This is a genomic window from Enterococcus sp. 5B3_DIV0040 (genome assembly GCF_002140755.1).
GTDB classification, from domain to species: domain Bacteria; phylum Bacillota; class Bacilli; order Lactobacillales; family Enterococcaceae; genus Enterococcus_D; species Enterococcus_D casseliflavus.
Genome location: NZ_NGLC01000002.1, coordinates 792481 through 805258, shown reverse-complemented (window position 1 = coordinate 805258; position 12778 = coordinate 792481). Strand labels below are relative to the sequence as shown.

The 12778-nt window shown below is 46.4% G+C and carries 10 protein-coding genes; 3 read left to right on the top strand and 7 right to left on the bottom strand.

Features of this window, described 5'->3' with window-relative positions; genetic code table 11:
* Window positions 1–22: 22 nt before the first annotated feature.
* From A5883_RS16265 to A5883_RS16245, 5 genes are all read right to left on the bottom strand, one after another.
* Entirely contained in the window at window positions 23–2389 is a 2367-nt protein-coding gene (locus A5883_RS16265; protein ID WP_086339064.1) for a phosphoketolase family protein, read from the bottom strand.
* A gap of 197 nt (window positions 2390–2586) precedes the next feature.
* Window positions 2587–4011 carry an L-arabinose isomerase gene (gene araA, locus A5883_RS16260; protein WP_086339063.1) on the bottom strand — a complete coding sequence of 475 codons (1425 nt, stop codon included), beginning with the start codon at window positions 4009–4011 and terminating at the stop codon, window positions 2587–2589.
* Window positions 4012–4030: 19 nt separating this feature from the next.
* Complete coding sequence (locus A5883_RS16255) at window positions 4031–4726, bottom strand: L-ribulose-5-phosphate 4-epimerase (RefSeq protein WP_008376133.1); 696 nt, start codon at window positions 4724–4726, stop codon at window positions 4031–4033.
* Between the two features lie 19 nt (window positions 4727–4745).
* Window positions 4746–6341 carry a xylulokinase gene (locus A5883_RS16250; protein WP_086339062.1) on the bottom strand — a complete coding sequence of 532 codons (1596 nt, stop codon included), beginning with the start codon at window positions 6339–6341 and terminating at the stop codon, window positions 4746–4748.
* A 4-nt stretch (window positions 6342–6345) separates the two neighbouring features.
* Window positions 6346–7452 carry a GntR family transcriptional regulator gene (locus tag A5883_RS16245; protein ID WP_016609602.1) on the bottom strand — a complete coding sequence of 369 codons (1107 nt, stop codon included), beginning with the start codon at window positions 7450–7452 and terminating at the stop codon, window positions 6346–6348.
* Window positions 7453–7601: 149 nt separating this feature from the next.
* On the opposite strand from A5883_RS16245, the gene A5883_RS16240 reads away from it, so the two are divergent.
* The 3 genes from A5883_RS16240 to A5883_RS16230 all read left to right on the top strand — a co-directional run bounded on the left by A5883_RS16240 (window position 7602) and on the right by A5883_RS16230 (window position 10721).
* Window positions 7602–8468: an SHOCT domain-containing protein gene (locus A5883_RS16240; protein WP_016609601.1), complete on the top strand. Its 867-nt coding sequence runs from the start codon at window positions 7602–7604 to the stop codon at window positions 8466–8468.
* A 205-nt stretch (window positions 8469–8673) separates the two neighbouring features.
* Window positions 8674–9504: a helix-turn-helix domain-containing protein gene (locus tag A5883_RS16235; RefSeq protein ID WP_010748709.1), complete on the top strand. Its 831-nt coding sequence runs from the start codon at window positions 8674–8676 to the stop codon at window positions 9502–9504.
* Window positions 9505–9611: 107 nt separating this feature from the next.
* Window positions 9612–10721, top strand: a complete 1110-nt coding sequence (locus A5883_RS16230; RefSeq protein ID WP_005227260.1) for an ABC transporter ATP-binding protein — start codon at window positions 9612–9614, stop codon at window positions 10719–10721.
* 512 nt (window positions 10722–11233) lie between these two features.
* On the opposite strand, the gene A5883_RS16220 is transcribed toward A5883_RS16230, so the two are convergent.
* A complete protein-coding gene (locus tag A5883_RS16220) occupies window positions 11234–11569 on the bottom strand; it encodes a PTS sugar transporter subunit IIB (RefSeq protein WP_010748708.1) in 336 nt (111 codons plus the stop codon).
* Window positions 11570–11581: 12 nt separating this feature from the next.
* The gene (gene mmsB / locus A5883_RS16215) at window positions 11582–12778 is read right to left on the bottom strand and encodes a multiple monosaccharide ABC transporter permease (protein WP_005227258.1); all 1197 of its coding nucleotides are present in this window, start codon (window positions 12776–12778) and stop codon (window positions 11582–11584) included.

Here is a 12778-nt window from a genome sequence, read left to right as displayed (position 1 = left end):
CGTTGGCGTTGTGGAGAATAAATCAACGCAATGGTTTCCATTCCCACTCTTCGACTTCAGCGATATCATAGCCGTTTGCTCGAATAAAGTCATGGTGATACGCAACGGTGTTTGCCATTTTTTTGGCAAAGTCCGCTGCTTTTTCTCCATAGACCCATTCGGCGGCGTCTTTGGCTAAGTGGAAGCGATCCAATTCAGAAAGGATCCGCATATCAAACGGTGTCGTGATGTCGCCATTTTCTCGGTACCCATGAATATGAAGCTGTTGGTTGCGACGGCCAAAGAAGATATCGCGAATCAGTCCTTCATACCCGTGGAAAGCAAACACGATCGGTTTGTCTTTCGTAAAGTAGGCTTCGAATGCTTCATCGCTTAACCCACGAGGATCGACTTCTGGACGACGCAATTTCAATAGATCGACCACATTGATGAAGCGGACTTTCAACTCTGGGAAGGCTTCAATCAGCAAGGAAACAGCGGCTAAAGCTTCCAAATTCGGTTCCGTCCCAGCAGCTGCGATCACAATATCGGGTTCTTGTCCTTCATCTGTCGATGCCCAGTCGATGACTTTCAAGCCATCTTTGACAAGCACTTTCGCTTCATCCGCCGAATAAAACTGCGGACGTGGGTGTTTTGAAGAGACCACTAGATTGATCTTTTCTTCAGAAGCGAGTGTTTCTGCCATGACAGCCATCAAGCTATTGGCGTCGGCTGGCAAGTAGACCCGCACAAAGTCGGCTTTTTTCTCTGCAATATGGGTCATGATCCCTGGATCTTGGTGGGTGTACCCATTATGGTCTTGTTGGAAGACCGTTGATGAAGCAATCAAATTCAATGAGGGGTACGGGTTGCGCCAGTCAAGATCATGGGCTTTTCGTAACCATTTGAAGTGTTGCGTGATCATAGAATCAACGACTCTTAAGAATGACTCGTAGCTGGCAAAGAAGCCATGACGACCCGTCAGCACATAGCCTTCCAAGAAGCCTTCTGCTTGATGTTCTGATAATTGTGAATCAATCACACGGCCCACTGAAGACAGCCATTCATCATAATCAGGATGTTTTGGCTCCAACCATTGGCGGTCCGTGACTTCAAACACATGGTTCAAACGATTGGATTTGGCTTCATCTGGGCCAAAGATGCGGAAGTTGTCGGGATTTTCTTTGATGATGTCACGGGCAAATTTCCCAAAGACCATCATGTCTTGGGCAGTCGTTTCCCCTGGTGTCTCAATCGCAATGGCATGTGCTTGCCAATCTGGCAAGCGTAGCGGTTGCGGATCGATCCCCCCATTGGTGATTGGGTTGACCGCCATCCGCTGCTCTCCTTTTGGTGCCAATTCTTGAATCTCAGCTTTGATGCGGCCGTTTTCGTCAAAAAGCTCTTCTGGACGATATGACTGCAGCCAATCCGTCAAAGCATCCACGTGTTCCATATGTTTCGCATTGACAGGGATCGGCACTTGGTGAGCACGGAAGCCCCCTTCAATCGGCTCGCCATCCCAGACTTTCGGTCCAGTCCACCCTTTCGGTGTGCGAACGATCAAAACAGGCCAATGAGGCATAGCGGCTTCTTCCGCAGAACCTTTGCGGGCTTCTGCTTGGATCGCGTGGATCTGTTCGATGGCTTGATCCATTTTCTGTGCCAATTGCGGATGAACGGCTTCTGGATCGTCCCCTTCTACGAAATAAGGGGTCCAACCCATGCCTTCAAAATATTTCGTGAGATCTTGGTCACTTTTACGAGCCAAGATCGTTGGATTGGCAATTTTGGCGCCATTTAAATGCAAGATAGGCAAAATTGCGCCATCATTGACTGGATTGATAAAGGTATTTGAAAACCAGCTGCCCGCTAATGGTCCAGTTTCGGCTTCGCCATCACCGACCACTACTGCTGCAATGACATCGGGATTGTCTAAAATAGCTCCAGTAGCGTGGGCGATGGAATAGCCTAGCTCGCCGCCTTCATGGATCGAACCTGGCGTTTCAGGTGCTGCATGAGAAGCGATCCCACCTGGGAAAGAGAAGGTTTTGAATAGATGTTTCATCCCTGCTTCGTCTTGGGTGGCTTTTGGATAGATCTCGCTGTAGCTGCCGTCTAAATAAGCATTCGCAACCATGACTTGTCCGCCATGGCCTGGTCCTTCGATATAAAACATGTTTAAGTCGTACTTATTGATGACGCGATTGAGATGGGTGTAAATAAAATTTTGCCCTGCGATCGTTCCCCAGTGACCAATCGGATTCACTTTCAAATCTTTTTCTTCGATGGGGCGGCGCAATAAGGGATTATCTTTCAAATAAATCTGACCAACGGAAAGGTAGTTGGCTGCTCGCCACCAAGCGTTCATTTTCTGGTAATACTCTGGTGTATCGTAGGTTGTCTTCATTGTGCTCCTCCTTTTAGTCCATTGTTCCACTCTTACATAAAAGTCTATGCCCCCTATATTTAAAAGTCAATTTTGCTGATTGCTGGTGCTTTCAGGGGTCTGCTTATCCGCACTTTGCAGCTAGAAGGCAAGAAAGCTTAAGAAAAACGCAAAGAAACCGCCGACCATCGCCAACGGTTTCTTTTGTGATTGGGTATTTATTTGATCGTTACGTATTCTAATCCCACAAGCTTCGCCCATGTTTCGATCTGATCAGAATTTAGGACAAGTGAGACAACGGTGTGATGGCCACCGCCTGTTTCGATCCACTGTTTGACCCCATCGTGGAAGTTTGGTTTTGGTGTCCACATTACTCGTGCAACCGGTAGTTTTGGTGCTTCTTCAGTTGGCTCAAAGGCATCGACTTCATTGATCAATAATTTGTAGTGGGTGCCAAAGTCTGCCATCGAAACCACGACACCTTCGCCGCCTTGGCCGTCAAAGACGAGTCGGGCTGGGTCTTCACGATCCCCCATCGACAATGGCGAAACCACGATTTTTGGTTTGTTGGCTGCTAATACTGGATCGACTTCCATCATGTGGGATTGCAAGATGGCTTCTTTTCCTGGTGTCAGCTCATAGGTATAGTCTTCCATAAAGCCAGTCGCTTTATTGTGGGCCATGATTTTCATCAAGCGGTCAATAGCGGCGGTTTTCCAGTCCCCTTCACCAGCAAATCCATAGCCTTCTGCCATCAAACGTTGTACAGCTAAACCAGGCAACTGCTGCATACCATATAGGTCTTCAAAGTTCGTGGTAAATGCCGTATAGCCGCCTGCTTCAAGGAAGCGGCGCAGACCGATTTCTTGTTTGGCTTGGGCTTTGACATGACGTGCCCATTCTTCTTTGTCGTAATCGCCATAATCGAAATCATACAGCTGGCTGTATTCTTTAAAGAGTGCATCGACTTCTTCGTCAGTCACCGCATCGACGACTTGAACCAAATCGCCGATCCCAAAATAATCAACGGTCCAGCCAAATTGGATCTGTGCTTCGACTTTATCGCCTTCGGTCACCCCAACGTTACGCATGTTGTCGCCAAAACGAGCGACTTTGATTTGGAAGCTTTCATTGTAGCCGACTGCCACGTCCATCCAAGCAGCGATTTCTTTTTGGATGGCTTCATTTTTCCAATAGCCGACAACGATTTTGTTTTGCTTTTTCAAACGGGCATTGATAAATCCATATTCTCGGTCACCATGAGCCGCTTGGTTCAAGTTCATGAAGTCCATATCGATGGTTTCCCATGGAATTTGTTCATTGTATTGAGTGGCAAGGTGCAGCAATGGTTTTTGTAATAATTTCGTGCCGCGAATCCACATTTTTGCTGGTGAGAAGGTATGCATCCAGGTGATCACCCCAGCGACTTCATCCCGATAGTTGACTTCTTTCATGATTTTCGTAATCGTATCGGCAGTAACAGCGAGCTCTTGTAAAACGACTGGATAAGGCAGCTTTGAGCTGTCATTTAAGCTTTTGACCATTTCTTCTGCATGGTCCCGTACTTCTTGTAATGCTTCTTCTCCGTATAAGTGCTGTGATCCTACGACGAACCAAAATTCTTTTTTCCCGATTTCTAACATTCTACTTGCTCCTTTTTCGTTATTTTTGCCCGTAATAGGCATTTTCTCCATGTTTGCGTAAATAATGCTTGTCTAAGACCCGCTGCGGCAATTCGGGTGCGTAACTGTTCAGCTGGCGCGTGATAAAATTCATCTTAGCAACTTCTTCTAAGACCACTGCGTTCATCACCGCCGCATCCGCCGTTTTGCCCCAGGTAAACGGTCCATGACCGTGAAGCAAGACACCAGGAATTTCTTCTGGCGTGATGCCGCGTTCCTTAAAGGTTTCGACGATCACCTGTCCTGTTTGTGCTTCATAGCCTTCATCGATCTCGGCTTGCGTCAAAAAGCGCGCACAGGGGACTGCTCCATAAAACGTATCGGCATGGGTTGTGCCCATCGCTGGCAAATCGAGTCCTGCCTGAGCCCAGCTCGTCGCCCAAGTAGAATGGGTATGGACGATTCCACCAATTTCTGGAAATGCTTTGTATAAAACGGCATGCGTCGGCGTGTCGGAGGAAGGATTTTTTGCTCCTTCCACTACGTTGCCCTCAAAATCACAAACCACCATATCACTGGCTTGCATGGTTTCATAGTCAACACCGCTAGGTTTGATGACAAACAACTGCTGTTGGCGATCCACTGCTGACACATTGCCCCAGGTGTATTTGATCAATCCTTGCTTCGGCAATGCCAAATTGGCCTGAAAGACTTCTTCTTTTAATCCTTCTAACACAAAATTCCCTTCTTTCTTTTTAAATCAACGCATCGATTGCCGCTTGCTCGATCGGCAACCCTGCTTGGTAACGTTGGGTAAAGACGGTGAACCCCTGAATGTCGGCGTCCGTTGGGGCTAACGTCACGCCGTGGTCATTTTTAAACACTTGATCTGCTAAAAATGCGGCCAAGGATTGTTCTGGCTTGTGGCGGCGAAGGTATGCTGCTAAAAGGGCGATCCCCCAGGCGCCGCCTTCACCAGCCGTTTCCATGACCGTAACTGGGGCTTCCATGACAGCTGCCAAGACACGCTGGGCAACTTCTGGCGTCTTGAAGATCCCCCCGTGGCCAACGATTCGATCAATGGCGACGTCTTCGGCTTCCAGAATCTTCATCCCGATCTTCATCGCACCAAAGGCACTAAACAGATGTAAGCGCATGAAATTTGCTAAAGTAAAAGAACTCTCTGGCGATCGGACGAAAAGCGGTCGTCCTTCAGGGATCTTGGTGATATTTTCACCAGAATAATAGCCATAAGAGAGCATCCCACCACAGTCTGAATCCCCTTTCAATGCTTCGTTGAACAAGGTCGCAAACAATTCTTCCGTGGAGAGTTTCATTCCAGCTGCGTCGGCAAATTCGCGGAAAAGTTTGACCCAGGCATTGATCTCCGAGGTACAGTTATTCGTATGGACCATCCCCACCAAATCACCAGAAGGCGTCGTGACCAAATCGATCTCTGGATACACTTGCGTTAAGGGTTCTTCTAAAACGATCATGGCAAAAGCCGACGTCCCGGCTGAAACATTCCCGCTTCGCTGAGCCACACTATTCGTGGCAACCATGCCAGTACCCGCATCGCCTTCTGGCGGACATAACGGGATGCCGGCTTGCAAGGTACCGGTTGGGTCGAGTTTTCTTGCGCCTTCTACCGTCAATGTGCCGGCTGGTTCGCCTGCTGTCAACACTTGTGGCAAAAGGTCTTTGATCTGCCAAGGATACCCCAGACTGCTGATTTGTGCATCAAATTGCTGCAGCATATTCGCATCATAGTTTTTTGTCGTACTGTCGATTGGGAACATCCCTGATGCATCGCCGATTCCGATAACTTTTTCCCCTGTCAGCTGCCAATGGACATAGCCGGCTAAGGTAGTGAAAAAAGCAACCTCTGGGACGTGGGCTTCTTGATTCAAAATCGCTTGATACAAATGCGCGATACTCCAACGCTGCGGAATGTTGTATTGGAACAATGCCGTCAAGGCTTTTTCTGCTTCTTCCGTGATCGCATTGCGCCATGTCCGAAAAGGTACCAACAGCGTGCCTTGTTGATCAAAAGCCATATAGCCGTGCATCATTGCAGAAAAACCGATACTGCCGATCGTCGTCAAAGGTACCTCGAATTGCTGTTGGATGTTGTGCGCCAACTCTTGGTAGCTGGCTTGCAGTCCTTGCCAAATCGCCTCTAGTGAGTAGGTCCAAATCCCTTGTTCCAATTGATTTTCCCATTCAAAGCTACCTGAAGCGATCGTCTGAAACTGCTCATCGATCAAGACAGCTTTGATCCGTGTCGAGCCTAGCTCGATCCCAAGAGACGTGCGCCCGTCAATAATTGCTTGCCTTACTTGTTGCGTCATCTTCTTATTCTCCTTTTTGGTTATTGACTGAACCGCGAACGATCAGCTCCGGTTCAAAATAAAAGCGTTGCGCTTCTGTTGCCTTACCTGTAGTGATCCATTGTGCCGCCAATTCCCCCATCGCTTCTTTCGGGTGAGTCAGTGTGGTGATCGTCGGTGTGGACAAGGTGCTAAGGGGCGAGTCATCGTTACCCACGATCGAAAAATCAGTAGGAACGTTCTTCCCAGCAGCCGTCAATGCTTGAATCAAGCGATGCGCGATCTCATCGTTGTAACAAACGATGCCTGTGACTTGATTATCGGCAGCCGTCAAGCGCTGGATCGCTTGTTCAATAACGGCTTCTTTCGTCTCGGTCGTATACGTCAAGACGTCTTCTGCTGCAAACGTCCGCTTGGCTTGGGTCAATGCTTTGACAAACCCTTTCATCCGATATTTCCCTTGTAAGTCATCGATTTTCGTGATCATCATCAACTGCTGATGCTGTTGTTCTAATAAATAATTGGTTGCTAAAAAACCAGAACGTGTATCGTTGACACAAATATGCGGCAAGTCTAGTTCTTCGTAATAGGCATTGATCATGACGAGAGGAATCCCAGCTTCTTGGAGGGCGACATAATAGGCAAGATTCGGGTTGTACTGGCTGCTCTTCGTTGGCTCAACGATCAACCCGTCTACCCCTTGATCCATCATTTGCTGCAAGCACGCTCTTTCTTGCTCATGGTCATTGTTGGTTGATCCTAGAAGCAGTGAATAGCCTTGCTCCCGCAATGTCTGCTCCACGCCGCGCATGATCGAAGGGAAAATATAATCAGACAAATAGGTCATGATGATCCCAATCGTTTTGCGGTTTTTATGATTGACAGTCTCAGGTTTTGAAACGTAGGTGCCTGAGCCCCGTTCTTTTCTTAAATAGCCTTCATTGACCAAAACAGCGATCGCTTGGCGCACCGTGTGACGGCTATAATGAAATTCTTCCTGTAAGGTTGCTTCTGAAGGGATCGCATCGCCTTCTTGATAGGTGCCTAAGCGGATCTTTTCTCTTAAGATATCCGCAAGTTGTTCGTACTTATTCGCCATTTTAATCCCATCTTTCAAAAGTTGTCCGTACATCTAAGATACCAAGAAACCGCTTCCGTGTCAATTGCTGCTATGGCTTTTTTTCTAAAAAAACCTAACGAAAAGAAGGTAAATGATATATTCCCCTTATTTTCATCAGAATAAAACGAATCAAAACACTATTTGTTGTATAATTGAATAAAATGTTGCTTATTACGTTTAAGGAGGTAAGTATTTTGACGAGAACACCTAATGAAACCTACGAGGAACCCATTATTTTGTATTCAAAAAAATATCGAGAAAATCGCAGACATGATGCCAGCTGTCGTTGGCTCATTACGAAAAAAGGCGTCTGGATAAACAACACCCATCCAAAAATCCCAGATGAAAAAATCCCCATGGCAAAAATTGCCGATGTGGAATTACATATAGGCAAAGGTCTCTTAGTGGACTACCTCCGACTGCAGGTACCAGGTAATTCTCAATTGCTCTATTTCACCAATCGAATCGATGCCCAAAAAGCCTATGAATTTTTAACAGATCATTTGACAGCACTTGGTGGGCAATCAGCCAAAAGTTACGTGGATGAAGAGGCTGGAAAAATCAAATTACTTTCCTATCATTATCGTGATGCTTGGGTCATTTCAGAAGATACCCTCACAATCATCGATTACAAGAAGAAAGCGAAACAGGTTCTGCAGATTCCCCAAATCACCAGTGTCAATTTGAAAGAAGTTGCTGAATCAGGTCTTTGGAAAGGCAATGGCTTTTTAGAATTGTATATTGGCGGCGGAGCGATCAGAGAAACCCATTCCTTCAGACGAATGGAACCGAATCACTCCCTTTGCTTTGCCGAAAAAGACCTGGTGATTGCTCGGATCATACAGCGCTACCTCACCAACTTCCCTCGGGAGCGGTCGGTCCCGTTAACGAACCCATCGCCGCCGCCAGCTGCGAAGCCGACGGAAGCGCTCATTGCTGAACTACGCGAACTAAAAGTGTTGGTCGACGAAGGAATTTTGACTGAAGAAGAATTTGCATTCAAGAAAAAACAACTGTTGGGATTATAGAAGCAATCGCTTCGGAGAAAAAAGCCGCCCTCCTGCCATGAGAAGACAGAGCTTTCGGTGAAGGGCTGTGCTTTTTTCCTGGGAAAATTTTGAACGGTTTTTTTAGAACATGCTATACTAATTGAAGAATACGTAGAGTATCTCAAAGGAGGTCTTTCTCATTTTTTCTTTTAATGACATCAAAGCACGTTTCCCCCAGGCAACGTTGCATGACAAAGTTGCCACAACGAAGGATATCGAATCCATCGCCTTCGGCAAAAAATATATTTGGCTGCCAACTGACCAATTAAGTGACAGTGAAAAATTGCTGATCCAACTGGGAAACGGCTCTTTGCAACCAGAAATCGATAACCGAAACCATCCATGGTATCCGATTTTATTTGAACATCAGCCCGTTCAAGAGCCAGAGTGGATTCGCTTGCTGCAAGTTCATTTCACCCGAACCATCGACTCTTTGCAATCCGAATGGCTCGCAGAGATCCAGCAAATGCTCCCTAGCGTGGTGGATCTTTTTTTCCTCACCGAAGACCATGCAGTGATCGTAGAAAAACAAGATGGTGCCAATTTGCCCATCGAAGATCTCGACGGCTTATTCGTCGCTTTGGATATGGATTTCGACTGCTATTCTCAGCTGTTCGTCGGTCCCTTCCATCATCCGCGCCACGATTTCACTACCTTATGGGCAAGTGAGTCTACCCTGTTCAAAAATGAGTTAAAAACGAAAACCACCAGTAAAAGTATGGATCTGCCCAAAGTGGTCTTCTCTCTTTTTCGCAACGGCTTTTCCGAGTATATTTCCTTGTTTCGTACCTTGTATCTAGATTGGTTTGAAGAAGAGACCGAAACGATCATTCAATCCCTGTGGCGCAATCAAGGCAATGCAAGCTCCACAGCCAAAGAACTGTTCATGCATCGGAATTCTCTCCTATATAAGATCGATAAGTTTCAAACACTGACGCGCTTAAATTTAAAAAATATGGATGATCTGCTGCTTTGCTATTTATTGATCGATCAGTTCACCCATCAGAGCAATTAAACAACATGCACAAGAAAACGTTTTTTTCTTGTGCATGTTTCCGTTGCACCTTCGAAGCGTTTTCATTTATGATGTTCATGTAAACTAAATGGAAAGAGGTAATCCCAATGGTAGAAATGGCCTTAAAAAATATCCACAAAAAATATGATAATAATGATGCGTATTCGGTAACTGATTTTAATTTAGATATCGCGGATCGCGAATTCATCGTTTTCGTTGGACCTTCTGGTTGCGGAAAATCAACAACGCTTCGAATGATCGCTGGTTTAGAAGATATTTCTGAAGGCGAATTGAGCATCGGTGGAAAAGTAATGAACGATGTGGCACCAAAAGACCGCGACATCGCGATGGTTTTCCAGAACTACGCATTGTATCCCCATATGACTGTTTTCAACAACATGGCATTTGGTTTGAAATTGCGTAAATACGACAAAGAAGAAATTAAAAAACGGGTAGAAAATGCCGCTGAGATCTTAGGATTGACAGAATACTTAGATCGTAAACCAGCCGCCCTTTCAGGTGGTCAGCGTCAACGGGTTGCCCTAGGCCGTGCCATCGTCCGTGATGCCAAAGTCTTCTTGATGGATGAGCCGTTGTCAAACTTAGATGCGAAATTGCGGGTTGCCATGCGTGCGGAAATCGCAAAATTACACCAACGTTTAGAAACAACGACGATCTATGTAACCCATGACCAAACAGAAGCGATGACCATGGCTGACCGGATCGTTATCATGAAAGATGGCTTCATTCAACAAATCGGTTCACCAAAAGAGGTCTACAACACACCGAAAAACATTTTCGTTGCCGGCTTTATCGGTTCACCAGCAATGAACTTCTTCAATGTTACGTTGAAAAACGGTATGATCTCTGATGGACAAAGCTTGAACTTACGTATTCCTGAAGGCAAGAACAAGATTCTTGTGGAAAAAGGGTACGAAGGCAAACAATTAGTCTTTGGTATTCGTCCAGAAGATATTCACAGTGAACAAATCGCATTGGAAGCTTCTCCTGAAGCAACTGTACGTGCCGAAGTAGTCGTATCTGAATTATTAGGTGCAGAAACGATGCTTTATACACGCGTAGGTGCGACTGAATTTATCTCGAAAGTTGATGCTCGTGACTTCCACCGTCCAGGTGAAACGGTTGATTTGGCTTTCAACATCAACAAAGCACACTTCTTCGACAAAGATTCAGAAAATGTCATCACACTTCCTTAATTTGTAGTTACCATGCACTGTTCTCGGATTTGCCCCCTAGGCAGTCGCATTTAACTAATATCCACTTTTATTCCTTATTTGTATCCCCTAAAAACAGACAGTCAGCAGACTGTCTGTTTTTGGGTTTCGTTGTGTTTCCTACGAAACGCTTAGTTACGAACGAGAAACCAGAAGCGGTGTAATCAGCTCATTTCCCCCCTCCTACCGCCCACAGCCACGATGCTTTAAGTACGTGAAACACTCGCCCATCACTTGCCTTTAGACAGCATACGCGTGGTGTCAGCTTCGTCCTCTTCCCCCTCAACTTCTCTTTTGTTTGTCTATGATGCGATGTCCTAAACACGAGAAAACGAACCAACGGGCTTGCCACGCATTGCTGCTTAAGAGGGGCTTTCTTGGCTAGTGTAGGCAGAAAAGCACCACAAAAAGAGTAGTGCTTGTGGGGGATGACAAGCACTACTCTGGGGAGCCTATTCAACTGCTGACCACCTAGCTTTTTGCCAAGCTGCTGGTTAGCGATCGTTTTGCAAGAGGGTCAGGCTGTCTGCAAGGACAGCTTCGCCATCTAACAACTCGTAATCTGTTTCTTTGATCAATTTATAAGGCACCGCTTTGACCATGAGAAAGTCTTTCAATCGATTGACTTCGTACTTCGACTGCGGACCGATCAGCAAGGCATCGACAGTCTGCTGCTGCAGGATCTGTTCAGCAATGATGGCTGGTGCCGAATAGATATGCACGGCTAATCCTTTTTCATCTGCAGCCCGCTGCATGTTTTTCACTAAGAGACCCGTAGTGATACCTGCGGTACAAATCAATAAAATCGTCTTTTGTGCTTGTTCCTCCATAAACAGGCCCTCCTACGATATTTTCTTTTTCTTATTGTAGATATCCAACACGACGGCCAGCAGCAAAATCAACCCTTTGATGGCTTGCTGCCAATCGACACCGACTCCTAAGATCGACATCCCATTGTTTAAGACACCCATCACGAGCCCACCAACGATCGCACCCATCACAGTACCAATACCGCCTGAGGTGGAAGCACCGCCGAAATACACTGCGGCCATTGCATCTAATTCCATTGACGTTCCTGCTTGCGGGGTGGCTGCGTTCAACCGAGCGGCTAAAACCAAGCCCGCCAAAGCTGCCATCATCCCCATGTTCACGAAGACCCAGAAGGTGATTTTCTTCGTCTTGATCCCAGAAAGTTCCGCTGCTTTTTTGTTGCCGCCGGTTGCATAGATTTGACGACCAGCAACGGTTTTGTTAGTCAAAAAGCCATAAGCAGCCACGATCACCCCTAAGACGATCAAAATGATCGGATACCCTTGATAAGAGGCAAAGATATAGGTAGCGCCGAGAAATACGACCGCAGTAAAGACGGCTTTAAAGGCAAAGGCTGCCATTGATTCCACTTCAAAAAGATTTTTTTTGCGACGCTCACGGGTCCGCCATTGGCCTAAAATCAGGATGCCCGTGATCACTACACCTAAAATCATGGAAAGTAAATGGATCTGACCGCCTGCAATATCTGGCAAATACCCAGTAGAAATTTGTTGGAATGCCTTGGGAAACGGCGCCAATGATTGACCCCCTAAGACGACTTGGGTCAGTCCTCGAAACATCAGTAAACCAGACAAGGTCACGATAAATGCTGGGATACCGACATACGCGACCCAGAAGCCTTGCCAGGCACCGATCACTGCGCCCATCAGTAAGCAAAGAGGCACTGCCAGCCAAGGACTGATGCCGTTATTGACCATTAAGACGCCTGCAATCGCACCGACAAACGCCATCACGGACCCTACGGATAAATCAACGTGTCCTAACAAGACGACCAAGAGCATACCAGCTGCCAAAACGAGAATATGACTGTTTTGCAACACGAGGTTGGTGATATTCAGCGGCCGCCAGAAAATCCCGTCGGTCATGAGCTGAAAGGCCACCAGCAGCACTGCTAAGATAATGATCATACTGTATTTGCTAAAGATTTCCAGTGCCTTTTCTTTCAGCGAATGGCTGCGTTCTTTTTTTAATTTGTTGGTTGTTTCCAT

Bases quoted from the DNA above. Each gene is read 5' to 3' on its own strand.
- A5883_RS16250 (WP_086339062.1), bottom strand. From the start codon at position 6,341: ATGACGCAACAAGTAAGGCAAGCAATTATTGACGGGCGCACGTCTCTT.
- A5883_RS16240 (WP_016609601.1), top strand. From the start codon at position 7,602: ATGTTGCTTATTACGTTTAAGGAGGTAAGTATTTTGACGAGAACACCT.
- A5883_RS16230 (WP_005227260.1), top strand. From the start codon at position 9,612: ATGGTAGAAATGGCCTTAAAAAATATCCACAAAAAATATGATAATAAT.
- A5883_RS16265 (WP_086339064.1), bottom strand. From the start codon at position 2,389: ATGAAGACAACCTACGATACACCAGAGTATTACCAGAAAATGAACGCT.
- araA (WP_086339063.1), bottom strand. From the start codon at position 4,011: ATGTTAGAAATCGGGAAAAAAGAATTTTGGTTCGTCGTAGGATCACAG.
- A5883_RS16220 (WP_010748708.1), bottom strand. From the start codon at position 11,569: ATGGAGGAACAAGCACAAAAGACGATTTTATTGATTTGTACCGCAGGT.
- A5883_RS16245 (WP_016609602.1), bottom strand. From the start codon at position 7,452: ATGTACGGACAACTTTTGAAAGATGGGATTAAAATGGCGAATAAGTAC.
- mmsB (WP_005227258.1), bottom strand. From the start codon at position 12,778: ATGGAAACAACCAACAAATTAAAAAAAGAACGCAGCCATTCGCTGAAA.